The sequence below is a fragment of the Rhodobacter sp. genome, from assembly GCA_020637515.1.
Lineage (GTDB): Bacteria > Pseudomonadota > Alphaproteobacteria > Rhodobacterales > Rhodobacteraceae > Pararhodobacter.
Genome location: JACKKG010000001.1, coordinates 2749851 through 2775281 on the forward strand (window position 1 = coordinate 2749851; position 25431 = coordinate 2775281).

Below are 25431 nucleotides of genomic sequence, written 5' to 3' on the forward strand. Positions count from 1 at the left end.
CCCCCGCACCCCCCCGGCATCAGCGGAACCAGGCGTCCCAGCCCGCGTTGTAATAGCCAAGCAGGGCGTGCGATTGCAGGCGGTTGACCGCCGCTTCGGTGTCGCCTGCGTCGGGGGCAAAGACCTGCGCGGCCTCCCAGGTCGCCTGCGACAGATACCGCAACCCGTCGGGCAGCCCGGACAAGCGCCGGGGCGCCAGCGGCCTGGGGGCGGCCAGGGTGAATCCCCAATCGCCGAAACTGGGCACATAGACATGGTAGGGCAGCACCGACATCCGGGCCCCGGGCGCCGCCGTGCTGCGCGTCGCGGCCAGCGTGTGCACCACCGACCAATAGCCCTGCCGCGCGAACAGGGGCGAGCCGGACTGCACCACCATCAGCCCGGTCGCCGACAGGCGTTCGACCAGCCGGGCATAGAATTCCTGCGTATACAGCATCGACAGCGCGATCGACTTGGGGTCGGGCAGATCGACCACGATCACGTCGTAGCTGCGCGCATCCTCCTGCACGAAGCGCCAGGCATCCGCATTGACGATGGCCAGCCGCGGGTCGTTCAGGGCATCGCCATTGAGCGCGCGAAGGTCGGGATGGGTGCGGAACAGGTCGGTCACCGCGGCGTCCAGATCGACCAGCGTCACCGCCTGCACGCCCGGATGGCGCAACACCTCGCGCGCGGCCATGCCGTCGCCGCCGCCCAGGATCAGCACGGTCGCCACCCGCGGCGCCAGCGCCATCGCCGGCTGCACCAGCATCTCGTGATAGCGATACTCGTCCAGGCTGTCGAACTGGATCGAGGCATCCAGATAAAGCCGCGTGCGATTGCGGAACCGCGTCAGGGTGATGTGCTGATAGCGGCTGTCCTGGCTGATCAGCACCTCGTCCTCGTAGAGGCTGGCCTCGACGACCGACACCATCCGCTCGGCCGCCACCAGCCCCGTCACCGACGCGGCCAGCGCCAGCGCCCAGACCACGGCGACGCCCCGCCCCATCCGGGCGCGAAACAGCCACAGCGAAAAGCCGGCGACCAGCAGGTTCAGGATGCCCAGCGACAGCGACGCCGACATCAGCCCCAGGTGCGGCACGATCACCAGCGGGAACGCCACCGACGCCACCAGCGCGCCGACATAATCCACGCTGAGCACGTTCTCGAAGCGGAACTCGGGCGCGCCGATGTCCTTGAGGACGCGCGCGATCAGCGGGATCTCCATCCCGCACAGCGCCCCGGTCAGCACCAGCAGCAGATAGAGCGGCAATTCGACCGCTCCGGACCACGCAAAGGCAAAATAGAGCGCCGGCGCCATGAAGCCGCCGACCACCCCCAGCGCGATCTGCGCCCAGACGAATCCGCGCACCGCGTCCGCGACCAGACGCGAGACCCAGGCCCCCAGCCCCATCGCCGCCAGGAACACGCCGATCACCAGCGAGAACTGCCGCACGCTGTCGCCCAGCAGGTAACTGGACAGCGTGGCGGCGATCAGCTCGTAAACCATGCCCGCGACGGCGACCAGAAAGGTCGCGACCAGCAGCCAGATCTCGGGGCCCCGCGCGGTGGGTCCCTGCCCCGCGGCGCCGCGCGGCGGCGTGGCGTCGGTCATGAACGGATGACACCCGCGATGATGATGGCCAGCGCGATGAACACGGCGCCGATCAGGATCGCCAGGGCGACATTCTGGTCCTCCTCGATCTCGCGCACGATCGAAAAGGGCGAGAGCTTGGCGATGATCCACCAGAACAGCGCCATCATCGCCACGCCCAGCGTCGTGTAGATGATCGTCGAGACGAATTCACCGAGGTTGAAGGCCGAAAGAAGGGTCATGCTGCGCCTTTCATTTGACGTGGGAACTTGCCAGCGCGTTGCCCGCCGATCCGACGCGGATCGACCGGTCCAGATCGGTGCTGGCACCACCGATCCCCCTGTAGCCCAGATACCCGGTGCCGACGGTCACGATCAGGGCGGCGGTCAGAAAGACCATGCGGATCGGGGTCAATCGTCATCCTCCCAGTCCGAGCCCTGCCAGCGTCGCGCCTCGGCGGTGCGGCGCCACAGGACCAGCCCGCCCGCCAGCAGGGCGAAAAGGACCGCCAGCGCCAGCGGTGGGCGCGCGCTCGACGCCCCCTCGCGTGCCGAGACCCTGAGCCCGCCCAGGCGGGGCCCGTCCTGGGCCTCGCCGGCGCCGCCCTCGGGGGCATCGAGATCGAGCGTGTAGCGGCCCGACTGAGTCGGGTGAAAGCGGATCACGGTGACGCGGTCGTCCTCGGTCCAGGCACCGTCGGAATCCCGACCCGCGTAATAGCCGAGTTCGCGCCCCGCCTCGAACAGCGGCACGTCCTCGGGGTCGCTCAGCGTCACCTCGATCCAGGCCCAGGTGTTGGTGCCCAGATCCCCCTCGAATCGCAGTTCGGCCAGCCGCGAGGTGTCGGCGATGTCAAAGGCCATTTCGGTCGGCAACTGGCTGGCGCGCAACGTCGTCTGGGCCAGCACGGTGCGCCCGTTCATGGCCAGAAAGACCAGCGCCAGCAGACCGCAAAGCGCCGCGAAGACCGCGCTGGCGCCGATCAGGAAGGACAGGTCGCGCGGCAGGCGCACGGGGGCGAGCGGGTGCGCGCCCTCGGTGCGGGGCACCGCCGCGCCGGTCACGCCGAACGCGGCCCAGACGTCGGCCTGGGGCAGATACCAGGACCGCTCGATCTCGCGTTCGTGCGCCCCCTCGACATAGCTCAGCATGGTGCGATCGCCCAGCAGCGACACGGTGATGGTGCGGTCGTCCTGCCGGGGACGCCAGGTGAATTCGCCCTCGGCAAAGGTGATGCTGGCGGTCGAGGTCTCGAAATAGCGGAAATGCTCGCCGTCGCTGTCGGCACCGGGGCGGGCGTTGGCCTGTTCGACCTGCGCGGCCGAGATCCAGCCAGGGCTGACCGCCTTGCGCCACCGGCGGGTCAGGATCAGATGCCCGTCCTCGAGCGTGAGCCAGACATAGCCGTGTGTCGGGGAATAGAGCAGGTGATCCACCCAGGTCCAGACTTGCGTCTGCCAGCGTTCGCTCAGGCCCAGGATGCCGATCACCTGCCAGTCCTGCCCCATCACCCGCCCCCTGTCACCGATCGACAGAGGCGTCGCCGGGCGCGTCATCTCGGTGAAGCGGGTCAGAACGCGGTAATTGTCCAGCGCATCCAGGGCGCTGCCGCAATAGGGGCAGACATGCGTGGTGACGCGCCCGCCGCCCAGCACATCGAGACCGGCACCGCATTGGGTGCACTGGATCGCGCGTATCTGCCCCGGGTCCCTCATGGCGCGCGGACCTCGAAGGGATCGACCCAGTCGCCCAGGAACCACTCCCAGCCGTCCGGCCCTTCCTCGCCGGACAACAGCCGCCCCGAGGGCGCGGTGGCGTTGACGAACCGGTAGGTCTCGCCCAGGCGCAGGACCTCGGGGAAGACGCCGCGCAGCGCGATGCAGGTGGCGGTCTCGATCTCGGACACAGCAAAGCTTTCGCCCCGGGCCTGCAAACCCTGCCCCAGCGCCAGCGGCCCCTTGGGGCGCGGCGCGTTGCCGGCGGGCAGCGCGGCCTGCACCACCACGTCGCCCTCGTCGATCGCGATCCACACCCCCGCACCGGCATCGTCGAGGGCCCAGAATTCATCCCATTCGCCGCGCCCGTAGCTGAAGCGCGCCTGCCCGCGCGGCGTGTAGCGCAAGCCGGCGACAAGGGCGGGCCGATCCAGGGCCAGCAGTTGGGGTCCGTCGTGCATCACGCCGGACTGACCGGCGGCGCGGAACTGATCGTCCTCGAGATACGAGGTCGTGCCACAATGGGCGCAGGAAATCATTTTCACCGTGCCGATCCGCGGACCCAGCGCGGCGCCGCAGGTCGGACAATTCAAATCGCTCATCACAAATACCCGGCCTGTCAGGGGTCGGCGCGCTCATGCTGCCACGGCACCCGCCGTCAGACAAGCCTTACAGCGCCAGGTCGATCCAGACCGGCGTGTGGTCCGACGGCTTGTCCCAGCCGCGCGGGCCGGTTTCGACCCAGGCATCGGTCAGCCGGTCGGCGGCCTGCGGGCTGAGAAGCCAGTGGTCGATGCGGATACCGTCGTTCCTGAGCCAGGCGTTCGCCTGATAATCCCAGAACGAATAGATCCCCGGGCCGGGATGCCTGAGCCGCACCGCATCGTAGAATCCCAGCGCCTCGATCCGGCGCAAGGCGGCCCGGCTTTCGGGGCGGAACAGCGCATCCTCGCGCCAGGCGTCGGGGCGGGCGGCGTCGTCGGGCTGGGGAATGACGTTATAGTCGCCCCCCAGGATCAGCGGCCGTTCGCGCGCCATCAGGCTGCGCACGCGCGCTTCCATCCGCGCCATCCAGGCCAGCTTGTAGTCGAACTTGGGGCCCGGCGCGGGGTTGCCGTTCGGCAGATAGAGCCCGCACACCCTGAGCCCGGTGTCGCCCACGTCGGCCTCGATCCAGCGGGCCTGTTCGTCGCCGTCATCCCCCGGCAGGCCCCGCACGACGTCGCCAAGCGGTAGCTTCGACAGGATCGCGACCCCGTTGAACCCCTTCTGGCCGTGGGTCTCCAGATGATAGCCGCGCGACTCGATCAGGTTGCGGGGAAAGCCGTCGTCTTGCGACTTGATCTCTTGCAGCACGGCGAGATCGGGCGCGGCCTCGTCCAGCCAACGGCCGAGGACCTCGGCACGGGCCTTGACGCCGTTGATGTTGAAGCTCGCGATCTTCATGTCCGGTCCATCCCCTGCAACAGGTCCATGCTAGCCCGCGCGCGACGCGAAAGGCAATCGGCGGGGCGGGCTCAGCCGTTGCCGCGCACGAACAGGCCGGCACCCTCGGCGGCGGCGCGCAGGGCCTTGGCCTTGTTCACCGATTCCTGCCATTCGGCCTCGGGGTCGCTGTCGTAGACGACGCCGCCGCCGGCCTGGATATACATCACCCCGTCCTTGACCACCGCCGTGCGCAGGGCAATGCAGAAGTCCATCTCGCCATTGGCCGCGAAATAGCCCACGCCGCCGCCGTAGACGCCGCGCTTTTCGGGCTCGAGTTCGTCGATGATCTGCATCGCGCGGATCTTGGGCGCGCCCGAGACGGTGCCCGCGGGCAGACCCGCCAACAAGGCCGAGAGCGCGTCGTGCCCAGGGGCGAGGTCGCCCACCACGTTCGAGACGATGTGCATGACATGGCTGTAGCGTTCGATGATGAATTTCTCGGTCGGATGCACCGTGCCGATCTTGGCCACGCGGCCGACATCGTTGCGGCCCAGGTCCAGCAACATCAGATGCTCGGCCAGTTCCTTCTTGTCGGCCAGCAGGTCCTGTTCCAGCGCCTTGTCGTCTTCGGGCGTGGTGCCGCGCGGGCGGGTGCCGGCAATCGGACGGATCGTCACCTCGCCATCGCGCAGCCGCACCAGGATCTCGGGCGAGGCGCCGACGATGTGAAAGGCGCCCAGGTCGAAATAGACCATGAACGGCGACGGGTTCATCCGCCGGAGCGAGCGATAGAGCGCGAAAGGCGGCAGCGGAAACGCCTGCGCCCAGCGTTGCGAGGGCACGACCTGGAAAATGTCGCCGGCGCGGATGTAGTCCCTGGCCTTTTCCACCGCCTGCTTGTAGCCGTCCTTGGTGAAATTCGAACGCGCCTCGCCGACCTTGGCGACAGAGCCCAGCGTGCGGCCCAGGCCCACGGCCTCGCGTTCTAGATCGCGCAGCGCATCCATCACCCGTTCGCCGGCCTGCGCATAGGCGGCGCGCGCCGACAGGCCCGCGCCGGCCCAGGCGGGCGAGACGATCGTCACCTCGCCCTTGACCCCGTCCAGCACCGCGACGACCGACGGGCGCATCAGCACCGCGTCGGGCAGGTTCAAAGGGTCGGGATTGGTCTGCGGCAGATCCTCGACCAGGCGGATCATGTCATAGCCCAGATACCCGAACAGCCCGGACGCGATCGGCGGCAGGTCGGCGGGCATGGTGATGCGGCTTTCGGCCAGCAGCGCGCGCAACTCTGCCAGCGCATGGCCGGGCAGATCGACAAAGGCGGCGTCGTCGAACCGCGCCTCGCGGTTGACGCGACTGGTGCCGCCCCGGCATTGCCAGATCAGATCGGGCTTGGTGCCGACGATGGAATAGCGCCCGCGCACCTCGCCGCCGGTCACCGATTCCAGCATGAAGCTGTCCTTGCGGTTGCCGACGATCTTCAGCATCAGCGACACCGGCGTGTCGAGGTCGGCCGCCAGCCGGGCGTAGACGAGCTGGTTCTCGCCGCGGGCCCAGCCGGCCTCGAACGCGGCGAAATCGGGGGTCAGCAGGGCGGATTGGGACACGTCCGGAGGCCTTTGGTTACGCGCACGAGATCAGCGGAAGGAAGTGTGGACCGCGTCGATGGCGGGCTGGTTCAGGGTGATCCCGGCCTCGGCGGTCAGGGCGTTGGCGAAATAGGTGTAGACGTCCTGCGCCAACGCGCCGCCGATCTGCTCGTCGATGGCGCCGATCAACCGTTGGGTCTGCGCGTCCTCGGGGTCGGCGGGCTGCGTGTCGCCCACCAGGCCCAGCATCAGTTGCTGGTCGCTCACCTGCACCACGGGCGTGCCGGCGGCCGAACCCATCAGCGATTCCAGCATCGTTTGCGGAATCTGCGTCAACCGGTCCAGCCGCGTCACATCGGCGTAGGTTTCGGGCGTGACGCCGTGCGCCTGGGCAAAGGCGTCGTTGCCCTGGCTGGACAGTTCGACGCTGAGGCTTTGCCCCAGGGTCATGAGCGCGGCGTTCACCGCCTCGGCGCGGGCGCCGGCGACGACAGCATCGCGGACCTCGTCCAGCGGGTGCGGCGTCGGCGGCGTCACGCTGTCGAGACGCAGCGCGAACAACCCGCCGTCGGACAGCGCGGTCAGTTCGGGGAAGTCATTGGTGGTAACGGCGGCGGCGGCACGGGCGAATTCGGTATAGGCCGCGATCCCCTCGTTCGACTCGGTGGTCCAGTCGATGGTGCCCAGTTGCATCGGCGTTTCGCCGGCGACCTGTTCCAGCGTGGCCCCGCCCGCCAGAATGTCGTCAAAGCTTTCCTGCTGGTCGGCGATCGCGCGGCGCGCCCGGTCGGCGGCCAGTTCGGCGCGCAGGTCGGCGCGCGCCTCGTCATAGGGGGTTTCCTGCGCGTTCAGGATCGCATTCATGCGAAACAGCGCCGGGCCCAGGGGCGAATCCGCCGGCCCCGCGACCTGCCCGGGCTCGGTCAACGCGAACACCGCCGCACCAGCGGCGCCAAGCTGGGCCTCGCTGACATCGCCCAGGTCGATGTCGTCCAGCGTCAGCCCGCGTTCGGCCACGATGTCCTCGAAGCTGGCGGTGCCGGCATCGAGACGGTCCCGGGCCGCCTGCGCGGCGGCCGCGTCCTGGAACACCAGTCGTTCCACCAGCCGCCGCTCGGGTTGCACATAGTCGCTGATGCGCTGCTGGTAGAGATCGCGGATCGCCTGCTCGTCCACCTCGACGGTGTCGAGCAACATCTCGGGGGTGATCCAGGCATAGGTGATATGGCGCGTTTCCGGCGCGGTGAACTGGTCGATATGGGCGTCGTAATAGGCCTGGACGGTGGCGTCGTCGGGCGCGGCGACGGGCGCCGGCAACTGATCCTCGCCCATCAGGAAGACCGTGAAATTGTGCCGGATCGCATAGAAATCGACCAGAGCGGTGCGCAGGCTCGCGGGCGTTTCGACCCCGCCCGAGGTGGCCGCCTGCAAGATGCCGCGCGCGGCTTCGCGGCGAACCTCGTCCTCGAACTCGTTGACCGTCATGCCGGCGTTTTGCAGCTGGAAGCGATAGGTGTCCATGTCGAAGGCGCCGCCCGGCCCCTGGAAGGCCCGGATGTCGCGGATCGTCCGGGCGACCTGATCGTCACCGACCGAGATGCCGACACGCGCCGCCTCGTTTTCCAGCGCCGCCTGGGTGATGAGCTGGCTGCGCACGCGCGCATCCAGCCCCGCCGCCTGCGCCATCGCCAGCGTCACCGGCTGGCCGACCTGCTGCTCGAAGGCACGCATTTCCGCTTGCAGCGCCCGGCCGTAGACCTGCGCGGTGATCGGCCGGTCACCCACGGTGGCGACGGCGGTTGCGCGCTGGCTCAGGAAATTGTCGATGCCGAATCCGCCGAGACCGGCGATCACCATCGCCAAAAGGACCCAGGCAAGGATCAGTTGCGCGCTGTTCTTCTTGGCCATCGTCGGACTCCGGCTGGCTGGACGGTCTCAGGGCTGGCCTTGTGTAGGGCCAAGCGCCCGGAGGGGCAAGCGGGGAACGCTGACAGGCTTGCGAGGTGGTCGGCCGGTCTCAGCCTTCGCCCCGGTCGCCCAGCAGGCGGTCGATGGGGGCGTAATCGTCGGTGAAGATCACCGGATCGCGCCCCTCGACAAGGGCCTGCACCGACGGCGCCGCAATGCGGATCGCATCGCCCGAGGCGTTGGTGATGCGCGTGCGGCCGGACGGGGTTTCGCCAGCGACCAGGATAAAGACCCGCCGGGTTTCGGCGGGGTCATGGGCGGGATCGGTCCAGACCTCGACCGAGGGCCAGACCTGCCGCGCCGTCGCCACGACCGAGGCCAGCACCTGAAGCCGGTCCATGTGGTCGATCACGTTCATCAGATAGACCCCGCCCGGGTTCAACCGGTCGTGCACCAGGGCAAAGAATTCGCGCGTGATCAGGTGTTGCGGCACCGCGATGTCGCCAAAGGCATCGCCCAGGATCACGTCATAACGCGCCGGATCGCCGGCCAGCACCTGGCGCGCGTCGGCGTTCAGGATGCGGTCCTGGCCCGGTTCATACCAGAACCAGCGCCGCGCGGCCTCGGTCACCGCGGGATCGAGTTCGGCCACCGTCACGCGCACCGGCGTGCCCGCGGCATGCCAGGCGCGCGGCACCGAATAGGTGCCGCCGCCGATCAGAAAGGCGCTCCAGTCCGGCCGGCCCTGCATCCGCATGGCAGGCAGCGCCGACAGCATCATCGCGTGCGCGGTCAGCAGCCGGGCGGGATCGGGGCTGGCGATGCCGTGCACCAGATGGTCCAGCACCATCAGCCGCGCCACCTCGGGGCCGCTGTCGTCGGCGATCACGCGGATGCAGAAATAGTCGCTCTCGACCGTGCAGGGATCGGGACGGGTCAGCCCGCCCGCCGCCAGCGCCAGCACCACCATCGCCGCCAACGCGCCCTGCCCCGCCCCCTTGAACCCGCCCGCCGACGCCAGCGAGGCGATCCCCAGCGCCGCATAGACCGCCGCGACCGTGGCCAGCGTGCCCACCGATCCCAGCCACGAGATAAAGACGAACCCCGCCGCCAGCGTGCCCAGGATCGCCCCCCAGGCACCGGCCGCAAACATCGCCCCCAGCGCCCGGCCCTTGCGCGCGGGGGCGCTGGCGACCGCGATCATCGACAGGATCGGCGCGGGCACCCCGGCAAAGAACGAGGGCAGGAAGAACACCAGCGCACTCAGCACGACGATCGCCGCGACCGGATCGGGCAAGGCCGCGATCACCGGACCCGCCGTGCCACGCAACGCAAACACCGCACCCGCCGTCGCCGCCGCCGCCGCCAGCAAGGCCCAGCCATTGGCCCGCAGTGCCGCGGCGGGCGGGCGCTCGGCCAGGCGTCCGCCCACCCAATGCCCGGCCGAAAACCCGGCCAGCACCACCGCGATGACCGAGGTCCAGGTATACAGCGACATCCCGACATAAGGCGCCAGCATCCGTCCGGCCACGATCTCGACGACCAGACTGGCGGCGGAAATTGCGGCCTGGACCGCGACCAGGACCCAAAGTCGATGCATTCGCCCCTCGTTTACCGGATTGTTGACCCTGCGCGAACAACCTTAGCCACGCGGCGCGCGAAAACGCAATCGCCGAGGCCGAGACAGCGGAATTGGCGCGGTCCAGGAAACGGTCCTTGCATGGATCGGGGACGTCAACACATTGTTTACATGTTACTTTTTTGGCGGAACTGTGGCAACATTATGGCATCCGACAAGATTTTCGTGACCGTGTGGACTGTAGACTTCTGCGCGGGGCGACCAGCCAGGAGATGTGACAGATGTTCAATTTCGGTGGATTGCAAAGCTTCGGGAGCGCCTGCAGGACGGTCTTCGAAACCATGGCCGGCGGGCGCGGCGGCCACGATGCCTGGGGGCGCGACGACGACGACCGCGGCCACAAAGGCGGGCGCGACGGCGACCGCGACGACCGGCACGACGATCACAAGGGCGATCACAGCGGGCATGGGGACCAGCATGGGCATGGCGACGATGACAATCATGGCGGTCATTCTGACGGTCACGACGGCCATGATGGCGGCCATGGTGGCGGCCATGGTGACGGGCAGGACTGCGGCGACGGCACCTGCAACGGCGCGGCGAACGGCGTGGACATCTCGATCCCCGAGAACGCCCATGTCGCGATCATGGTGATCGAGAACGACCCCAGCAACGACACCTATGACGATTACCTGCGGGTTTATGCGGACGATGTGCAGGACCCGTCGAATCTGAACGACTACATCGCCGCCGCCGAAGAGGAATACGCCGCGCGCGGCAACAGCCTCGATTCGTGCAAGGAGGTGATGAAGGTGGTGGTCGAAAACGACCAGCACCAGGTCATCAAGGTGCTCTACAAGGACACGGACGGCACCTTCACCGACCACGACCCCAGCCAGGGCGATCCCTCGGGCAACGGCGGCGCGAACGACGATCAGACGACCGACCACACCGGCGACGACGATGCCGACGGCGACCGCGACCATGGCGGCCATGACCACGACGAAAAGGGCCACGGCGACAGCGGGCACGGGGACCAGTCGTGCGGCGGGCTGTTCAAGTTCGGTCGCCACGACACCGAGGACCACGCCGCGCGCGACGATCACAACGACGACGACTCGGGCGACCACGGTCACGGCCACGGGCACCACTTCGCCTTTTTCTGAGCCGACGATCCGCGAGTGTTCAGGGCCGGGGCAGATTGCCCCGGCTTTTCACATGCCTGAGCACCAGATGGGTCTGCACCTGCGCGATCCCCTCCAGCCGGAAAAGCGTGCGTTCCATGAAGGCGTTGAAGGCGTCAAGATCGCGGCACAGGACCCGCAGGTGATAGTCCATCGCGCCGGTCGTGGCATAGCAATCCAGCACCTCGTCATGGCGCATCACCTCGGCGGTGAACCGTTCGACGATCTCGCGCGAATGGCGCGTCAGGGTCAGATGCAGGATCGCGTGAAACCCCAGCCCGGCGCGCGCCGCGTCCAGGTCGGCCCGATAGGCGCGGATGACGCCGGCATCCTCGAGCGCGCGCACGCGCCGCCAGCAGGACGAAGCCGACATCCCCACCCGATCCGCCAGTTCCTGGTTGGACAGCCGGGCATCCTGTTGCAACAGACTCAGCAACTTCCAATCCTGATCTTCCAACATGAGGCGCTCTTTCGGTCAATCTTTGCCAAGTTGGCCAACATGTTGGTTCATCCTTTCAAAAACGACAAGAGAAAGCGGTGTCTTTGACACCGCTTTTCACCCCGGCGGCGCTATCGTGCGACGAACAGGAGGCCCGCCATGACCGCCCATACCCCCGCCCTCGACGATTACGGCCTGGACGACCGCTATACCCGCCGCACGGGCCGAGTCTTTCTGACCGGCACGCAGGCGCTGGTGCGGGTGGTTCTGGACCAGGCGCGGCGCGACCACGAGGCGGGGCTGGACACCGCCGGGCTGGTCAGCGGCTATCGCGGCTCGCCGCTGGGCGGGGTGGACCTGGAGCTGTGGCGCCAGAAGTCCCGCCTGCAGGACGCCCGCGTCACGTTTCTGCCGGCCGTGAACGAGGACCTCGCCGCGACCGCCATCCTCGGCTCTCAGCAGGTCGAATCCGACCCGGCGGCGCAGGTGCGGGGCGTGTTCGGGCTGTGGTATGGCAAGGGCCCGGGCGTGGACCGCGCGGGCGACGCGCTGAAGCACGGCAATGCCTATGGCTCAAGCCCGCATGGCGGCGTGCTGGTGGTGGCGGGTGATGACCACGGCTGCGTCAGTTCCTCGATGCCGCATCAATCGGACGTGGCGTTCATGGCCTGGTTCATGCCCGTGCTGAACCCCGCCTCGGTGGCCGAGTTCCTGCCGTTCGGCGAATGGGGTTTCGCCGCGTCGCGCGCAACGGGGCTGTGGGTGGGATTCAAGGCCGTCTCGGACGTCGTCGAAAGCGCGATGTCGGTGGACCTGCCCGCCGACCGCGTGTTTCGCGCGCCCGACCTGCCCCGCCATGCCGACGGCCTGCACTACCGCTGGCCCGACCTGCCCGGTTTCCAGATCGAGGACCGGATGCAGGCCAAGACCCGCGCCATCCAGGCCTTTGCCGAGGCCAACCCCATCGACCGCGCCGAATACGCCCTGACGAACGCGCGATTCGGCTTTGTCACCACCGGCAAGGCGCATCTCGACCTGATCGAGGCCCTGCGGTTGCTGGGTCTCGACCGGGACGCCTGCGCACGGCTGGGGATCGACCTCTACAAGGTCGGCATGGTCTGGCCGCTGGCCCGCCGCGACGCCCTGCGCTTTGTCGAGGGCAAGGACGAGGTCATGGTGATCGAGGAAAAGCGCGGCATCATCGAGAGCCAGTTGAAGGAGTATTTCTACGACTGGGACGGCCAGAAACCGCACCACATGGTCGGCAAGACCGACGAGACCGGGCAGCGACTGGTGCCCTGGACCGGCGAGCTGTCGCCGCGTCTGCTGCTGCCGCTGATCGCGCGGCGGCTTCACCGGCTGTTCCCCGATCAGGACTTTCCGGCCCGGGCCCGGGCGCTGCTGGCGCAGGCGCCGCGCCTGTTGCAGGTCCCGGGTGCGACCCGCACGCCGTATTTCTGCTCGGGCTGTCCGCACAACACCTCGACCCGGGTGCCCGAGGGGTCGCGCGCCCTGGCGGGGATCGGGTGCCATTTCATGGCCAGTTGGATGAACCGCGAGACGACCTCGCTGATCCAGATGGGGGGCGAAGGGGTGAACCATGCGGCCGCGAGCCGGTTCACCGGGAAACCCCATGTGTTTCAGAACCTTGGCGAGGGGACGTGGTATCATTCGGGGTCGATGGCGATCCGTCAGGCGATCGCTGCCGGGGCGAATATCACCTACAAGATCCTGTATAACGACGCGGTGGCGATGACCGGCGGGCAGCCCGTGGACGGGCCAGTGAGCGTGCAGGCGATCGCCGCCGTGTGCCGGGCCGAGGGCGTGCAGCACATCGCCCTGGTGTCCGACGCCATCGACAAGTTCCGCCGCGCCGATTTCCCCGCCGGGACCCGTTTCCACGACCGCGCCGAAATGGACGCCGTGCAGCGGGACCTGCGCGGGGTCGAGGGCGTCTCGGTGCTGATCTACGAACAGACCTGCGCCACCGAAAAACGCCGCCGGCGCAAACGTGGCACCCTGCCGCCGGCGCCCCGCGTGCCGATCATCAACCCGGCCGTGTGCGAGGGTTGCGGCGATTGCTCGGTCGCGTCGAACTGCCTGTCGGTGGAACCGGTCGAGACCGACCTGGGCCCCAAGCGGCGCATCAACCTGTCCACCTGCAACAGCGACCTGTCCTGCCTGGACGGGTTCTGCCCCTCGTTCGTCACCGTCGCGGGGGCCGCGCGCCGCAAACCCGCGCCCGACGCCCGCCCCGACCTGGACGCGGCGCTGGCCAGCCTTCCGCTGCCCGATCTGCCCGCCCGGTCGGTCTGGGATCTGTTGGTCACCGGCGTCGGCGGCACCGGCGTCGTCACCGTGGGCCAGATCGCCGCGATGGCCGCGCATCTGGAAGGGCGCGGCGTCTCGGTCCTGGATTTCACCGGATTCGCGCAGAAATTCGGCCCGGTTCTCAGCTATCTGCGAATCGCCGCCCGGCCCGCCGATCTGACGCAGGTGCGCATCGACGCGGCCTCGGCCGATGCGCTGATCGGCTGCGACATCGTCGTGTCCAGTTCGCCCAAGGCCTCGGCCTGCCTGTCGCCCGCGACCCGCGCGGTGGTGAACCTGGCCGAGATGCCGACCGGCGACATCGTGCTCGATCGCGACGCCTCGCTGCGGGTTCCGGACCGGGTCGCGGCGCTCTCGGGCGCGGTCGGCCAACTGGGCACGCTGGACGCCGGCCGCCTGGCCGAGGGGTTGCTGGGCGACACCGTCTTTGCCAACATGATGATGCTGGGTTTCGCGTGGCAGTCGGGCCTGGTCCCCGTAGGGCTCGACGCCTTGCACCGCGCGATCGACCTGAACGCGGTCGCGGTCGCGGCGAACCGGCGGGCCTTTGCGCTGGGCAGGCTCGCGGCGGCGGACCCGGCGGTCTTCGCCGAAAAGCCCGCCCCCGTCGAATCCGCCGACGCGCTGGTCGAACGCCGCGCGGCGGCGCTGACGGCCTATCAGAACGCAGCCCTTGCCACGCGGTTCCGCAATGCCCTGACCCCGGTTCTGGGCGACGCCGATCTGACCCGCGCCGCCGCAAACAGCCTGTTCAAACTGATGGCCTACAAGGACGAATACGAGGTCGCGCGCCTGCACCGCGATCCCGCCTTTGCCGCGCGGATCGCGCGGGATTTCGGACCCGACGCGCGCCTGACCTACCACTTGGCCCCGCCCCTGCTGCCCGGGCGCGACGGGCGCGGGCGGCCGCGCAAACGCCGCTTCCCGGGCTGGGCTATGGGACCTGCCTTTGCCCTTCTGTCGCGGATGAAGGGGCTCAGGGGCACGGTTCTGGACCCGTTCGGGCATACCGCCGAGCGGCGCATGGAACGCGATCTGATCCCCTGGTTCGAGGGGGTCATCGGCCAGGCCGCCACGCTGGCAAGGAGCGACCGGCGCAACGACGCGCTGCGCGTGTTGCAGGCGCCAATGGGGATGCGCGGCTTTGGTCCGGTCAAGCGGGCGGCCGTCGAACGGGTCCAGGTCGAGGTGGCGGCGCTGCTGCGCGATCAGACCCAGGTGTAGCCGAACACCAGCCCGAAATCGCGCGCCGCCAGCGGGTGGTTGCCGCGTCGGGCCCCGCGCAGCCACAGCCGGCCGTGCACCTGCGTGTCGTCGAACCGCGCCGCGCTGGCAAAGGCGGCGGACTGGGCCCAGAAGCCGCCCAGAAACTCGGACCCGGTGAAATCCACGGCGCCCCCCTGGACCCGCGCAAAGTCCGCGTTGCCAAAGCAGATGAGGTCGCGGAAATCGCCGGCCGGCAGGAGCGCCGCGTCGAATCGGGCGATGCCGCGGAACTCGGCGCCCCGGAACGCGGTGGCGTCGTCAAAGCGCGCGCCGTCGAAGCGCGCGTCGTTGACGAACAGCGCGCCCGAAAAATCGGCCCCCGCAAAGTGACAATTCGAGAACCAGCTCAAACCCTCGAACCGGGCACCGCGTGCGCACACCGGCGCGCGGAATCGGGTGCCCGTGAAATCCGCCCCGCGCAGGGTCAGTCCGCTCAGGTCCAGGGGTTCGTCCACCGTCAGGCCGCGCAGGTCCTCGGCCTGGCCGTGGACCCAGGGGCGTCCGAGCGCGGCGCGGATCTCGGCGGCCCGCATCACGCCAGCGCCGGTTCGGCCAGCGCGATCACCGCCTCGGCCCAGGGATAGGCCAGATCGTCGGCCATGTCGTCTCCCGAGGCGTCATGCGTGACGCGCGCGCCCAGCAAGGTCGCGCCGGCGGCCAACATCATCTCTTCCAGGCGTTTGCCGCCGAAATTGAACGTCTCGGGGTATTCGCTGTCGCCCATGCCGAACACCGCGAACTGCACGCCCGCAAGATCCGGCGCCTGCGCGGCCATCGCCGCGCCGAACGGTTGGGCCGAGGCCGGCAATTCGCCGTCGCCATAGGTCGAGGTGACGATCAGATACAGCGTGCCCGTGTCAAACGATGCGGGCGCGAAATCGCACAGGTTGGTCACCGTGACATCGTGGTCGGACAGATGCGCGGCGATGTCCTCGGCCAGCATTTCGGCATTGCCGGTTTCGGTTCCATAGAGAATGGCGATCTGCATCAGTGTTCTCCCGTCTGGCGTGCGAGGCGCAGCATCCCCGCAAGATCTGTCATCTTGGCGCGCACCCGGCCCTCGGGCGCGGCGGCGCGTTCGGCGGCGTCGATGCGCAGCCAACCGGCGTAATCGGTGGCGCCCGCAAGCACCAGGCCAGGCCGACCCGGTCCCTGCGGCAAGTCGGCGGCGATCCGGGCGGCAATCGTCTGGGCGTCGGCGCGGTTCTCGGGGATCGTGCCGCGCGGGCCACGCCGCACCCAGCCGACAGCATAGAGTCCCGGCCCCAGCACGCCGTCTTCGGACGGGGCCCAGCCTGGCGCACCATCGAAGCCGATCGCGGTCAGAACCGTGTCGGCCTCCAGGGAGGTGCCATCGGCAAAGGCGACGCCCTCGACCCGGTCGCTGCCCAGAATGCGCGTCGGAACCAGGCCAAAGCGGAAGGTCAACCGCTTGCGCGCGCCCTCCGGGGCGTGGCCGTCGATCGCTTGCAGGGCCTCGACGATCTTGCCCTCGCCCGTCAGGTCGCGCACCGCGATCGCACAGCTTTCAAGCCGGCCGAGTTCCTTCAGCATCACCGGATCGAACTTGGCCGCTTCGGCGCGCGAACGGCCGACGATGGTGATCTCCTCGACCCCGGCGCCCGGGTCCAGCGCCATGTCCGAACCGTGGAACTCGTCTGGCCGCTTGGCCAGGATCCGCACCAGGTCCACCGCGACATTGCCGTTGCCGATGACCACCACGCGGCGACCGATCTGCGGAACCGGTTCGCCCGGAAAGCCGTTCCAGGCGCGTGTCACGGCACCCGAACCAAAGACACCGGGCAGGTCCTGCCCCGCGATGCCCAACCCGCGGTCCTGCGACAGACCGGTCGCCAGAACCACCGCGTCATAGGCATCGCGCAGCGCCTCAAGCGTCACGTCGCGGCCCAGCGTGACATGGCCCGCAAAGCCGATACCCTGGCGTTCGAACAGCCGTTCGAACTGCCGGATGACGCTTTTCGTTCCCTGATGATCCGCCGCCACGCCGTAGCGGATCAGGCCATAAGGCACTGGCAAGGCATCGAAAATCGTGATTTCGGCATCCGGGCGCGATTTCGCCAGCGCCTGGGCGACATAGCAGCCCGAGGGGCCGGCCCCGATGATCGCGACGCGGGGCATCACAGCCTCGCCCAGGGGTGCGGGCGCCCGGTCAGATCGACGTAGAGCGACTTTTGCGCCATGTAGGCGCGGATCCCCTCGCGCCCTTTCTCGCGGCCCAGCCCGGCGTCCTTTTCGCCGCCGAACGGGGTCGAGATCGAGAATTGCTTGTAGGTGTTGATCCACACCGTGCCCGTGGTGATCGCGCGCGCGACGCGATACGCGCGGGGAAAATCCCGCGTCCAGATCCCGCAGGCCAGGCCATAGGCGTTGTCCTCGGATTGGGCGATCACGTCCGCCTCGTCGTCAAAGGGCAACACGGCCAGAACCGGGCCGAAAACCTCGTCGCGGCAGAGCGCGGCGGTGTTGGGCAGGCCCGCCAGGATCGTCGGCAGATAGTAGCTGCCCTTTTCGAACTCCGCGCCCTCGGGGGGGGCGCCGCCACACAGGACCTCGGCGCCGTCAGCCAGGGCACGGGCGACGTGACCGGCGACCGCGTCGCGGTGGTCGTGATGGATCAGCGGCGCGACCTGCGTGTCCGCGTCGAACGGGTGGCCCACCACCAGCCGCCGGGTCGCCGCGACCAGCCGGGCGACGAAATCGTCGAACACCGCGCGCTGCACGAACAGCCGCGAGCCGGCGATGCAGCTTTGCCCGGTCGAGCTGAAGATCCCGTAAAGAACCCCCGCGACGGCAAGGTCCAGATCGGCGTCGGCGAACACGATGGTCGGGGATTTCCCGCCCAGTTCCAGCGACACCGGCATCAGCTTTGCCGCCGCCTGCGCGGCGATGCCGCGCCCGGTCGTGGTGCCGCCGGTGAAGCTGATCTTGCGCACCAGGGGATGCGCGACCAGCCGGTTGCCGACCGCGCGCCCCGATCCGGGCAGCACCGAGAACAATCCCTTGGGCAGCCCGGCCGCGTCGATGATGCGCGCAAGCTCCAGCGCCGTCAGGGGCGACCAGCTTGCCGGTTTCAGCACCACCGCGTTGCCCGCCGCCAGCGCCGGCGCCACCTTCTGGGCGTCCGAGGCGATGGGCGAGTTCCAGGGCGTGATCGCGCCGACGACGCCCAGGGGCTCGTGCACCGACAGCGTCAGATAGTCGCCGCGCGGCACGGTCATCGTGTCGTCCAGCGTTTCCAGCGCGGCGGCCATGTAGCGGAAGGTTCCCGCCGCCGAGCCCGCCAGCGCCGCCGTCTCGCGCAGGGTCTTGCCCGTGTCGCGGCTCTGGATCTGGCTGATGCGCTGGATGTTGGCCTCGATCCCGTCGGCGATGCGGGTCAGCAGCCGCGCGCGCTCGTGCGGACGCAGGGCGCGCCAGGCGGGGTCGGCCTGGGCCCGCGCGCCGGCTTCGATCGCGGTATCGACCTGCGCCGCGCTGGCGCCCGCGAGCACCCGGTTCACATCGCCATCGGCGGGAAAAACAGATGTGATTTCATCGCCCTCGCCCGCCACCCACTGGCCGGCCAGAAACAGGCGCCCGTCCGGAAGTTCGGTCATATCGCCACCTTGCGGGTTCGGTTCAGGACCGCGCGCGCGACGGAATAAACGGTCGTCACCGAGGTCTTGGGATTGTCCGGCGAGGGGTTCCCCTCGATCCGGATGGTATAGTTCGCGGCGCCGGCGCGGACGGTGTATTCGTGGATGTTCCTGGTCACCTCGGGGTCGGCGATCAGGCGCACCTGCGTCGCCTCGAACCCCAGACCGGCCAGCGCCAGGGTCGCGGCGACATTGGCATTCTTGGGGTATTGCGTGGCCGCATCCCGGGCGTTGCCGGTGAAAAAGACCGCTTCACGGGTCAGCGCGGGCAGGTCCAGAAGATCCTCGGCCGGGGTGCCCGACCAGGCCATGGGCGGCTTGCGGCCCGAATAGGTGACGCTTTCGATCCCCGAGGGGCGCAACGCCGACAGGATATCGACCCCGCCGATGGCGCCCGCGGGCAAGGTGATGCGCGTGCCGCCCTCGGCCGCGGCCCGTTCCACCGCATCGAGCAGCGCCGCGTCCGCCAGCGCCCCGATCGAGACGATCAGAACCTCGATCCCGGCGCGCAGCACGGCGGTGGCATGGGCTTGCACGGCGGCGTGGCCCGCGCATTCGACCACCAGGTCGGGCCGCGCCTGGATCAGTGGCGCCGAATCCGTGTAAACCGCGCTTTCGCCAGCGAAATCCTGCGCCAGGGCGGTGCGGGTCGCGTCGGCGAATTCGGGCAGGGACACCACGCTGACGCGCGAGATGGCGGCGTTTTCGCGCGCCAGGACCCCCATCAGCGTGCGGGCGATGTTGCCATATCCAATGAGACCCAGATGCATCACGCCACCTTTCCCGCGGCGCCCGCCGGCGGTCCGGCGAAGCTTTCGGCAAAGGGACCGATGGCCAGCATGTCCACCTCGATCAGCACGGGGCCGGGTTCGGCCAGCGCCGCGTCCAGCGTGGCGGCGAAATCGGCGATCGCGGCGACCTTGCGATGCGCCAGCCCGATCGAGGCACAATGCGCCCCGAAATCAGGCGTGTGCAGCGCGGAATAGTGATACCGGCTGTCGTATTGGGCGTCCTGGATGTTGCGGATGACGCCATAAGCCTTGTCGTTCATCAGCACATAGACCAGCGGGGCCTGTTCCTCGACCGCGGTGATCATCTCGGCGATGCCCAGTTGCGTGCCCCCATCGCCCAGCAGCACGATGGCCTTGCGGTCCGACGCGAGGGCCGCGCCGATTCCCATCGCCACCCCCTGCCCGATGCCGCCCCCCAGCGCGTGCACGCCCAGATGCGGTTCGGCGACCCGCACATAGCGGTTGCCAAAGGTCGAGTTCGAGATCGTCACGTCGCGCACCCAGGGGTGCCGCCCCTCGGCCACGCGCTCGCACAGGGTTTCGGCCAGCGCCTCGTAGGGGCCCAGCCGGCTGCGCAGCGCGCCTTCGGACTGGGCGCGCGCGGTGGCCACGTCAAAGGCCAGGTTCGGGTCCACCTCGAGCCGGGCGGGCAGACGATCCAGCAGGCGGCGCAGGGTTTCGGCGGCATCGCCGTGGGCGAACAGGTCCACCGGATAGTTGCGCCCGCCCTGGCTGGGTTCGGCGTCGATCTGGGCCAGCGGCCGCGGCAGGCGCATGGCGTTGTTCAGCGTCTCGTTGCCCCTGAGGCGCGAGCCGACGACCAGCATGAAATCCGAACGCGCATACAGCGCCTGCGCCTCGGGGGTCATGTTGAAGGCCCCCAGATTGGCCGGGTGATCCTCGGGCACGATGCCGCGTCCCTGGGTCGAGGTGACACAGGCGAACCCGCGCGCGACCAGTTCGCGCGCCTCGGCGCAGGCGCCGCGCGCCCCCCCGCCCAGCCAGAGGATCGGGCGCCGGGCCTTCAGCACCATCGCCGCCAGCGCGTCCAGCGCCGCGTCCGAGGCCCGGGGCCGCTGCGGTTCCGGCGCGAACACCGGGGCCGCCCCCTCCATCCGGGCGCGCTGCACGTCCACCGGGATTTCCAGCGCCACCGGGCCGGCCGGGGCCGAAACCGCCGCCGAAACCGCCGCCGTCAGCGCGCCGATGGCGCCGCCCGCGCTCCACATCCGCACATAGGTCTTCGAGATGCCCTTGAGCATCTCGTGCTGGCGCGGCACATCGTGGATCGGCGCACGGTCGCGGTCGGCAAAGGCCAGATCCACGGTCGAGGTGATGTGCAACAGCGGCGTGCCGGCGGTCAGGGCCTCGACCTGGGCGCCGGCCGCGTTGCCCGCCGCCGTTCCCGTCGAGGTCAGGACCACCCCCATCTTGCCCGACACCCGCGCATAGGCGTCGGCCATGTTCATCGCCCCGGCCTCGCCCCGGGCGGGAACGAAGCGGATGCGCCCCTGGCGCGCCACGGCGTCCAGGATCGGCATGTTGTGGATCGAGATCACGCCGAACATGACCTCGGTGCCGATCTCGGCCAGATAGCGGGCGATGAATTCGCCGACGGTCTCGACCGTCACGCTGGTGTCCATTTTCATCGCTTCCCCCCTCAGATGTGACGCGACAGCCCGCCCGAAACCTCGAGCTGGGCGCCAGTGATGTAGCTGGCCGCCCGCGAGCCCAGAAAGGCGATGGCGGCGGCGGCTTCTGCCGGATCGCCCAGACGGCCCAGCGGAATACCTTTGGATCGGGCGAGATCGCCATACCATTCCTCGCGGCTGACCGACTGGTCGGCGCGGGCGGCAAAGCGGCGGGTCCATTGGCCCGAACTGACAAGCCCCAGCAGGATCGAATTGACCCGCACCTCGGGTGCCAGCTCGATGCTGAGGGATTTCAACAGGTTCTGCACGCCCGCGCGGGCCGACGCGGTGCAGACCATGTGCGGTTCCGGCTGGGTCGCCAGCAGGGAATTCACCGCGATGATGGCCCCCCGGGCGGCGCGCAGCATCGGCAGGAAGGCGCGCGTCGGGTTGATCTGGCTGAACAGCTTCAACTCGTATTCGGCGCGCCAATCGTCGTCCGAGGTGTCGGCAAAGGTGCTGACCCGGCCCTGACCGGCGTTGTTGACCAGCAGGTCGCAGCCGCCAAAGCGTGCCTCGACCGCGGCGGCAAAGGCGTTGACGCTGGCCGCGTCCAGCACGTTCACGGCCTGCGCCAGCACCCGGTCGGCGCCAAAGTCGCGGACCAGAACCGCCGCCACGTCCATCAGACGCCCCTCGCCGCGCGCGCAGAACGCGACCGAGGCCCCCTGCTCGAGCAGCAGCCGCACCGTCGCCAGCCCGATGCCCGAGCTGCCGCCCGTCACCACCGCGACCTGTCCCTCATAGGGCGGTTTCATGCCTTTGCCCCTTTCGCAAGTTCGGGAAAGCCCGGATCGGGGCGGCCCTGCATCACGGTGCGTTGCGCTGTCGTCGGCGCCCCGGCCGTCATCCACTGATCCATCTTTTCCGGCACGTCCCGCGGCCAGACCTGGGCCTGATGCGTGGCCTCGTCGATCTGCTGCAACTCGCTGGTGAACTCGATGCAGAACCCCGAAGGCGAGACGAAATAGGCAAACGGGTTGTTGCCCGGCCCGTGACGGCCCGGCCCCCAGGTGGGCACGATGCCCTTTTCGCGCATCCGCCCGATCGAGCGCATGAATTCATTGATCGACGGCAGCTCGAACGCGACATGGTTCACGCTGGCATAATGGCCGCGCACCAGCGCGATCGAATGGTGGTCCGAGGCACAGCGCAGGAACACCATCTGATCGGCGCTGTAGTCGGACACGCGAAAGCCCAGCGAGCGAATATACCAGGCTTCGAGCCCCTCCATGTCGGCGGTGTTCAGCACCACATGGCTGACCTTGCGCGGGCGCGCCCAGTGCGGGGCCTCGGGCAGGCTGCGGGCCTCGGCGCGGAATCGCAGACGGCGATGGTCGGGATCGAGGATCTCGAACCCCCAGCCACCGACCCAGTCGTCAAAGGCGGCGGGCGCGCCCAGCACGGTGGCGCCCTCGGCGGTCGCATGGGCGTGCAGGCGCGCGACCTGGTCGCGGTCGTCCATGGCGAAATCGACATGGTCGATGCCATAGACCGGCCCGTCCTTCAGGCCATAGAGAAAGGCGTTCGTGCCGGTGCCGCGCAGCCAGACGGTGCCGGGTTCCTCGGCTGCCAGGTCAAGACCCCAGCTGTCGGTATAGAACGCTTTGGTGGCCGTGATGCCGGGCGCGCGCATGACGATGCCACGCAGGGCACCCACAAGATGGTCGCTCATCGGATTGCTCCTGTCGGGGCGCAGGCAGCCTGCGCGAGAAGGGTTTCGGCCAGCGCCCTGGGCGCCTGCAACGGCAGCGCGTGGCCACAGTCGGGCACCAGGGTCAGCCCCGCGGGGTTCGGCAGGGCGGCATGGGCGCGCCGGGACTGTTCGGGCGGGGTGACGATATCCTCGGCGCCGACGATGACAGCCGTGGCTGTGGACAGGCTTGCGCAATCGGCCGCCAAATCGCCCGAGGCCAGCATCCGCATGGCCTGTGCATAACCCGGAAGGGTCACGCTCTTCATCGACGCCTCGACCGCCGCAACCAGGGCGGGATTCGCCTCGGGTCGGTGGATCAGGCGCGGCGCGCGGGATTTCGAAAATTCAACCGGACCAAGAGCTTGAAGATCATCGATCCGTGCCTGGTGACGCGACGCCAGGGTTTCCCCCGGGCTCACGCCGCCCCCTTGCGCGCAGGACACCAATGTCAGGCTTTTCAGCGCCTGTGGATAATTTCGTGCATAAGATGCGGCGATCAGCGTGCCGAGGGAGTGCCCGACACAATGAAAGTCTGACAATTCAAGAGCATTTGTCAGGCGTTCCAGCGCGGCGGCGTAGTCCCGCGCGACGGGCCAATCCTGCGCCAGCGGGGCCGAGGCGCCGTAGCCCGGTGCATCCCAGGCAATCAACCGCCAGCCGGGCAAATGCGTGGCCAAGGCCTGCCAACCCGCCGCGCGCGAGCCGATGCCATGCAGACACACCAGCACCGGCCCGGCCCCGGGGCGCTCGCGCCAGGCGATGCCGCCGGTGTGCTGATCGCGCCAGTCAGCCATTGAACACGAACCCGTTGTTCACCGGCAACACCTGGCCGGTCAACGTCAGCGCCGCCTCCGAGGCGAGGAAGACGATGGTGCCCGTGATCTCGTCCGCGGCCTGGGGGCCGGGAACGGCCCGGCCCTCGGCATAGAGACGGTGCCGGGCCTCGGGGACATAGTCGGTGCTTTCGGTGGTCAGGATGCCCGGCGCGACGCAGGTCACCCCGACGCGGTCCTTGCCCAATTCGCGCGCCAGGGACCGGGTCATGGCCATCACCGCCCCCTTGGACGCGGTATAGGACAGCAGGTTGGGCGCGCCCCACAGCGCGGTATCCGACGCCACGTTGACCACCCGCCCCGACCCCGAAGCGCGCAGCAGCGGCGCGACCGCCCGGGTCATCAACCAGGTGCCGCGCACGTTGACCCGCATCACCCGGTCCCAGAGTTCGAGCGCGATGTCCTCGAATCCCATGCCGCCCACATCGGTCGCGACGGCACCGTTGTTGACCAGCGCGTGCAGCACGCCCTCGCGCTCGGCGATCCGCGCGGCCAGCGCCTCGATCGCGGCGGGATCGCCCAGATCGACGGGTTCGGCCCGGCCGCCGACCTCGGCCGCGGTCGCCTGAACCCCGGCCAGGTCGATGTCGGCCAGCACCAGCCGGGCGCCCGCGGCGGCACAGGCGCGGGCGATCTCGCGCCCCAACCCGCGCGCCGCGCCGGTGATCAGCAAGGTGCGCCCGGCCAGCGTCATTCCGCCGCCACCTGGGCCTGCTCGGCCTCGATCTGCTCCTTGGCGGCGCGCGTCAGGATCTGGCGAATGCGGCTGACGCCGACGTCGTGCTGATACAGCATCTCGCGGCGGCGCGCGTCGTCCGGCATCCCCTCGAGCATGACGCGGTCCTGTTCCAGGACGTTCCAGTGATGCTCTTCCAGTTTGGCGCGATAGAGGAACCGCCAGCTCGAGGCCGCGAGGCCCGTCACCTTGCGCAGCCGCCAGAAGAAGACCTTGCAGGTGGTGGCATCGACCGGCGTCGCAAAGCCGACGATGCGCATGTTGCCCCCCGGCCCGGCGGCGGGCGGATAGGGAATGTCCAGGAAGCAATACATGTTGCCCGGATGCACCACGAATTCCGACCAGTCGAAATTGTCGCCGACCTGCCCCACGCGGGTGATGTGGAACCCGTGCTCGGTCTTGTCCAGCTTCATCAGGTCCTGCTTGGAACCATAGGCCAGAGTGAAGCTTTCGGAATGCAGGTAGCAGCCGTGCATCGGGTCGGCGAGGTTGTCCAGCGCGTAGCGGTAGTTCGCTTCCCAGACCGAGGTGCACAGGAACCCGGTCCATTCGCCGCCGGTCAGTTCGGGCGGCATGACCAGTTCGGGCGGTTCGGGCTGGGTCACCGAGGGGACATAGACGAAAACCGCGTCCGAATGTTCGGTCACATGAAAGGATTTCAGCGCCTTGCGCCCCTCGAGCGCGCATTCCGGCATGGCCGGAACGCGCACCACCACCCCCTCGCCATCGACGACGACGCCGTGATAGCGACATCCGATGTTGCCTTCGTGGATCTCGCCATAGCTGAGCGGGGCACCGCGGTGGGGGCAAAAATCCTCGATGCACTTGATCGTGCCGTCAACCGACCGCCACAGAACCAGTTTCTGGCCCAGAAGGACGGCGCCATAGGGGCGGGTCGATTTGATCTCGACCGATTTGGCGACGGGATACCACTGGCCCAGCAGGCCGGTATTCACGCGGTCTTCGATCAGGGCTTTCTTGTCGGGAAGGGCGGTCATGGGAACACCTCTGGC

At 68.9% G+C, this 25431-nt stretch carries 24 protein-coding genes; 2 read left to right on the forward strand and 22 right to left on the reverse strand.

What is annotated here, in order from left to right; genetic code table 11:
- Positions 1–19: 19 nt before the first annotated feature.
- The 10 genes from H6900_13495 to H6900_13540 all read right to left on the reverse strand — a co-directional run bounded on the left by H6900_13495 (position 20) and on the right by H6900_13540 (position 10352).
- Positions 20–1594, reverse strand: coding sequence for a polyamine aminopropyltransferase (locus tag H6900_13495; protein MCC0074292.1), 1575 nt, complete (start codon positions 1592–1594; stop codon positions 20–22).
- Entirely contained in the window at positions 1591–1815 is a 225-nt protein-coding gene (locus tag H6900_13500) for a DUF350 domain-containing protein (protein ID MCC0074293.1), read from the reverse strand. Before H6900_13500 ends, H6900_13495 begins: the two co-directional genes overlap by 4 nt.
- Before the next feature lie 10 nt (positions 1816–1825).
- The gene (locus H6900_13505) at positions 1826–1987 is read right to left on the reverse strand and encodes a hypothetical protein (protein ID MCC0074294.1); all 162 of its coding nucleotides are present in this window, start codon (positions 1985–1987) and stop codon (positions 1826–1828) included.
- Positions 1984–3288 carry a DUF4178 domain-containing protein gene (locus H6900_13510; GenBank protein ID MCC0074295.1) on the reverse strand — a complete coding sequence of 435 codons (1305 nt, stop codon included), beginning with the start codon at positions 3286–3288 and terminating at the stop codon, positions 1984–1986. Before H6900_13510 ends, H6900_13505 begins: the two co-directional genes overlap by 4 nt.
- Positions 3285–3890, reverse strand: coding sequence for a DUF4178 domain-containing protein (locus H6900_13515; protein ID MCC0074296.1), 606 nt, complete (start codon positions 3888–3890; stop codon positions 3285–3287). The genes H6900_13510 and H6900_13515 overlap by 4 nt, the downstream gene beginning before the upstream one ends.
- A gap of 67 nt (positions 3891–3957) precedes the next feature.
- Positions 3958–4734: an exodeoxyribonuclease III gene (xth, locus tag H6900_13520; GenBank protein ID MCC0074297.1), complete on the reverse strand. Its 777-nt coding sequence runs from the start codon at positions 4732–4734 to the stop codon at positions 3958–3960.
- A 71-nt stretch (positions 4735–4805) separates the two neighbouring features.
- Positions 4806–6311, reverse strand: coding sequence for an anthranilate synthase component I (locus H6900_13525; protein ID MCC0074298.1), 1506 nt, complete (start codon positions 6309–6311; stop codon positions 4806–4808).
- 45 nt (positions 6312–6356) lie between these two features.
- A complete protein-coding gene (locus H6900_13530) occupies positions 6357–8216 on the reverse strand; it encodes a SurA N-terminal domain-containing protein (protein MCC0074299.1) in 1860 nt (619 codons plus the stop codon).
- A gap of 109 nt (positions 8217–8325) precedes the next feature.
- Positions 8326–9816, reverse strand: coding sequence for a fused MFS/spermidine synthase (locus H6900_13535; protein MCC0074300.1), 1491 nt, complete (start codon positions 9814–9816; stop codon positions 8326–8328).
- A gap of 146 nt (positions 9817–9962) precedes the next feature.
- Positions 9963–10352, reverse strand: coding sequence for a hypothetical protein (locus H6900_13540; protein MCC0074301.1), 390 nt, complete (start codon positions 10350–10352; stop codon positions 9963–9965).
- A gap of 51 nt (positions 10353–10403) precedes the next feature.
- On the opposite strand from H6900_13540, the gene H6900_13545 reads away from it, so the two are divergent.
- A complete protein-coding gene (locus H6900_13545) occupies positions 10404–10961 on the forward strand; it encodes a hypothetical protein (GenBank protein ID MCC0074302.1) in 558 nt (185 codons plus the stop codon).
- A 19-nt stretch (positions 10962–10980) separates the two neighbouring features.
- Here the strand turns inward: H6900_13545 and H6900_13550 are convergent, their stop codons facing one another.
- On the reverse strand, positions 10981–11439 hold the full coding sequence (locus tag H6900_13550) for an Lrp/AsnC family transcriptional regulator (protein ID MCC0074303.1): 459 nt from the start codon (positions 11437–11439) through the stop codon (positions 10981–10983).
- 138 nt (positions 11440–11577) lie between these two features.
- Here H6900_13550 and H6900_13555 point away from each other — a divergent pair, with 138 nt between their 5' ends.
- Positions 11578–14973, forward strand: coding sequence for an indolepyruvate ferredoxin oxidoreductase family protein (locus tag H6900_13555; protein MCC0074304.1), 3396 nt, complete (start codon positions 11578–11580; stop codon positions 14971–14973).
- Here the strand turns inward: H6900_13555 and H6900_13560 are convergent.
- Genes H6900_13560 through H6900_13610 form a run of 11 tightly spaced genes read right to left on the reverse strand, consistent with a single transcriptional unit; the run spans position 14958 to position 25416 of the window.
- Positions 14958–15548, reverse strand: a complete 591-nt coding sequence (locus H6900_13560) for a pentapeptide repeat-containing protein (protein MCC0074305.1) — start codon at positions 15546–15548, stop codon at positions 14958–14960. The genes H6900_13555 and H6900_13560 overlap by 16 nt on opposite strands.
- Positions 15548–16003: a flavodoxin domain-containing protein gene (locus H6900_13565; GenBank protein ID MCC0074306.1), complete on the reverse strand. Its 456-nt coding sequence runs from the start codon at positions 16001–16003 to the stop codon at positions 15548–15550. The genes H6900_13560 and H6900_13565 overlap by 1 nt, the downstream gene beginning before the upstream one ends.
- Complete coding sequence (locus H6900_13570; protein ID MCC0074307.1) at positions 16003–17154, reverse strand: FAD-dependent oxidoreductase; 1152 nt, start codon at positions 17152–17154, stop codon at positions 16003–16005. The genes H6900_13565 and H6900_13570 overlap by 1 nt, the downstream gene beginning before the upstream one ends.
- Complete coding sequence (locus H6900_13575; protein MCC0074308.1) at positions 17154–18632, reverse strand: aldehyde dehydrogenase; 1479 nt, start codon at positions 18630–18632, stop codon at positions 17154–17156. Before H6900_13575 ends, H6900_13570 begins: the two co-directional genes overlap by 1 nt.
- Complete coding sequence (locus tag H6900_13580; protein ID MCC0074309.1) at positions 18629–19441, reverse strand: aspartate dehydrogenase; 813 nt, start codon at positions 19439–19441, stop codon at positions 18629–18631. The genes H6900_13575 and H6900_13580 overlap by 4 nt, the downstream gene beginning before the upstream one ends.
- A complete protein-coding gene (locus H6900_13585; GenBank protein ID MCC0074310.1) occupies positions 19441–21111 on the reverse strand; it encodes a thiamine pyrophosphate-binding protein in 1671 nt (556 codons plus the stop codon). The genes H6900_13580 and H6900_13585 overlap by 1 nt, the downstream gene beginning before the upstream one ends.
- A gap of 11 nt (positions 21112–21122) precedes the next feature.
- The gene (locus H6900_13590) at positions 21123–21911 is read right to left on the reverse strand and encodes an SDR family oxidoreductase (protein MCC0074311.1); all 789 of its coding nucleotides are present in this window, start codon (positions 21909–21911) and stop codon (positions 21123–21125) included.
- Positions 21908–22828: a VOC family protein gene (locus H6900_13595; protein MCC0074312.1), complete on the reverse strand. Its 921-nt coding sequence runs from the start codon at positions 22826–22828 to the stop codon at positions 21908–21910. Before H6900_13595 ends, H6900_13590 begins: the two co-directional genes overlap by 4 nt.
- Positions 22825–23643, reverse strand: a complete 819-nt coding sequence (locus tag H6900_13600) for an alpha/beta hydrolase (GenBank protein MCC0074313.1) — start codon at positions 23641–23643, stop codon at positions 22825–22827. Before H6900_13600 ends, H6900_13595 begins: the two co-directional genes overlap by 4 nt.
- Complete coding sequence (locus tag H6900_13605; protein MCC0074314.1) at positions 23636–24376, reverse strand: SDR family oxidoreductase; 741 nt, start codon at positions 24374–24376, stop codon at positions 23636–23638. The genes H6900_13600 and H6900_13605 overlap by 8 nt, the downstream gene beginning before the upstream one ends.
- On the reverse strand, positions 24373–25416 hold the full coding sequence (locus H6900_13610) for a Rieske 2Fe-2S domain-containing protein (protein MCC0074315.1): 1044 nt from the start codon (positions 25414–25416) through the stop codon (positions 24373–24375). The genes H6900_13605 and H6900_13610 overlap by 4 nt, the downstream gene beginning before the upstream one ends.
- Positions 25417–25431 lie beyond the last annotated feature (15 nt).

Excerpts from the sequence above, each read along its gene's own strand:
- H6900_13570 (MCC0074307.1), bottom strand. The coding sequence starts at position 17,154 with ATGCCCCGCGTCGCGATCATCGGGGCCGGCCCCTCGGGCTGCTATGTC.
- H6900_13510 (MCC0074295.1), bottom strand. The coding sequence starts at position 3,288 with ATGAGGGACCCGGGGCAGATACGCGCGATCCAGTGCACCCAATGCGGT.
- H6900_13500 (MCC0074293.1), bottom strand. The coding sequence starts at position 1,815 with ATGACCCTTCTTTCGGCCTTCAACCTCGGTGAATTCGTCTCGACGATC.
- H6900_13600 (MCC0074313.1), bottom strand. The coding sequence starts at position 23,643 with ATGGCTGACTGGCGCGATCAGCACACCGGCGGCATCGCCTGGCGCGAG.
- H6900_13555 (MCC0074304.1), top strand. The coding sequence starts at position 11,578 with ATGACCGCCCATACCCCCGCCCTCGACGATTACGGCCTGGACGACCGC.
- H6900_13540 (MCC0074301.1), bottom strand. The coding sequence starts at position 10,352 with ATGGCCGCCACCATGGCCGCCATCATGGCCGTCGTGACCGTCAGAATG.
- H6900_13550 (MCC0074303.1), bottom strand. The coding sequence starts at position 11,439 with ATGTTGGAAGATCAGGATTGGAAGTTGCTGAGTCTGTTGCAACAGGAT.
- H6900_13530 (MCC0074299.1), bottom strand. The coding sequence starts at position 8,216 with ATGGCCAAGAAGAACAGCGCGCAACTGATCCTTGCCTGGGTCCTTTTG.
- H6900_13535 (MCC0074300.1), bottom strand. The coding sequence starts at position 9,816 with ATGCATCGACTTTGGGTCCTGGTCGCGGTCCAGGCCGCAATTTCCGCC.
- H6900_13495 (MCC0074292.1), bottom strand. The coding sequence starts at position 1,594 with ATGACCGACGCCACGCCGCCGCGCGGCGCCGCGGGGCAGGGACCCACC.
- H6900_13585 (MCC0074310.1), bottom strand. The coding sequence starts at position 21,111 with ATGAAAATGGACACCAGCGTGACGGTCGAGACCGTCGGCGAATTCATC.
- H6900_13605 (MCC0074314.1), bottom strand. The coding sequence starts at position 24,376 with ATGACGCTGGCCGGGCGCACCTTGCTGATCACCGGCGCGGCGCGCGGG.
- H6900_13575 (MCC0074308.1), bottom strand. The coding sequence starts at position 18,632 with ATGACCGAACTTCCGGACGGGCGCCTGTTTCTGGCCGGCCAGTGGGTG.
- xth (MCC0074297.1), bottom strand. The coding sequence starts at position 4,734 with ATGAAGATCGCGAGCTTCAACATCAACGGCGTCAAGGCCCGTGCCGAG.
- H6900_13565 (MCC0074306.1), bottom strand. The coding sequence starts at position 16,003 with ATGCAGATCGCCATTCTCTATGGAACCGAAACCGGCAATGCCGAAATG.
- H6900_13515 (MCC0074296.1), bottom strand. The coding sequence starts at position 3,890 with ATGAGCGATTTGAATTGTCCGACCTGCGGCGCCGCGCTGGGTCCGCGG.
- H6900_13595 (MCC0074312.1), bottom strand. The coding sequence starts at position 22,828 with ATGAGCGACCATCTTGTGGGTGCCCTGCGTGGCATCGTCATGCGCGCG.
- H6900_13580 (MCC0074309.1), bottom strand. The coding sequence starts at position 19,441 with ATGCATCTGGGTCTCATTGGATATGGCAACATCGCCCGCACGCTGATG.
- H6900_13590 (MCC0074311.1), bottom strand. The coding sequence starts at position 21,911 with ATGAAACCGCCCTATGAGGGACAGGTCGCGGTGGTGACGGGCGGCAGC.
- H6900_13610 (MCC0074315.1), bottom strand. The coding sequence starts at position 25,416 with ATGACCGCCCTTCCCGACAAGAAAGCCCTGATCGAAGACCGCGTGAAT.
- H6900_13560 (MCC0074305.1), bottom strand. The coding sequence starts at position 15,548 with ATGCGGGCCGCCGAGATCCGCGCCGCGCTCGGACGCCCCTGGGTCCAC.